Raw genomic sequence first — 933 nt, 5'->3', positions numbered from 1 at the left:
TTGGAACCAGCCGCCGAAGGTGGGACAAATAATTGGGGTGAAGTCGTAACAAGGTAGCCGTATCGGAAGGTGCGGCTGGATCACCTCCTTTCTAAGGAATATATGATGACCTTAGCTTAGCTTGGCATTTTTGTTTGGTTTTGAAGGTGCAATCCTTTAAAATATAGATAAAATATATAAAGTGTTTGGGCCTGTAGCTCAGTCGGTTAGAGCGCACGCCTGATAAGCGTGAGGTCGGTAGTTCGAGTCTACTCAGGCCCACCATCCAAACCTTTATTACGGGGCCTTAGCTCAGCTGGGAGAGCGCCTGCTTTGCACGCAGGAGGTCAGCGGTTCGATCCCGCTAGGCTCCACCATATTAGAAGTGTGATGTGAGAGGTTAGAAGTTAGAATTCTGCTTATTCACAGATGATATACTTTGTTGAACCTTGAAAACTGGATAGCGAATATATAGACAAGATGCATCTCGATTGGTTTGTATTTACAAACCAACGAAGCTCATAAGACTTGTCAGAACCAAATGGTTATCACAAGTTTAAAAGAGGTTTGTCAGAATCAAGGCATTCGAGGAAACACAGTGAATCATCACCGGAGTGTACAAGGTACGTACATGAGGATGATGATGAACGAAGTTGACGAAGAAGGCCGCAGATTATCACAAACCGAATGGTTAAGTTTTTAAGAGCGCACGGTGGATGCCTTGGCACTAGGAGCCGATGAAGGACGGGACGAACACCGATATGCTTCGGGGAGCTGTAAGTAAGCTTTGATCCGGAGATTTCCGAATGGGGGAACCCACTGCCCCGAACGGGCAGGAGTCATATCTGAATCCATAGGATATGGCAGGCAGACCCGGGGAACTGAAACATCTAAGTACCCGGAGGAAGAGAAAGCAAATGCGATTTCCCGAGTAGCGGCGAGCGAAAAGGAAAC

Annotated in this window: 1 protein-coding gene, 2 tRNA genes and 2 rRNA genes; all 5 read left to right on the top strand. The window is 46.8% G+C overall.

The features are described from left to right. Positions 1-91 (top strand): 16S ribosomal RNA (locus ACFQRG_RS08860); the annotation flags it as partial. A 96-nt stretch (positions 92-187) separates the two neighbouring features. Then, positions 188-264 (top strand) — tRNA-Ile (locus tag ACFQRG_RS08855). Between the two features lie 16 nt (positions 265-280). Continuing rightward, positions 281-356 (top strand) — tRNA-Ala (locus ACFQRG_RS08850). A gap of 119 nt (positions 357-475) precedes the next feature. Continuing rightward, on the top strand, positions 476-682 hold the full coding sequence (locus tag ACFQRG_RS08845) for a hypothetical protein (RefSeq protein ID WP_380965525.1): 207 nt from the start codon (positions 476-478) through the stop codon (positions 680-682). Continuing rightward, positions 669-933 (top strand): 23S ribosomal RNA (locus tag ACFQRG_RS08840); the annotation flags it as partial. The genes ACFQRG_RS08845 and ACFQRG_RS08840, both read left to right, overlap by 14 nt.

This window comes from Scopulibacillus cellulosilyticus (genome assembly GCF_042665295.1).
Classification (GTDB): Bacteria; Bacillota; Bacilli; order Bacillales; family Sporolactobacillaceae; genus Scopulibacillus_A; species Scopulibacillus_A cellulosilyticus.
Note: the sequence above shows the minus strand (reverse complement) of the source record. Positions and strands in the feature narration are given on the sequence as shown.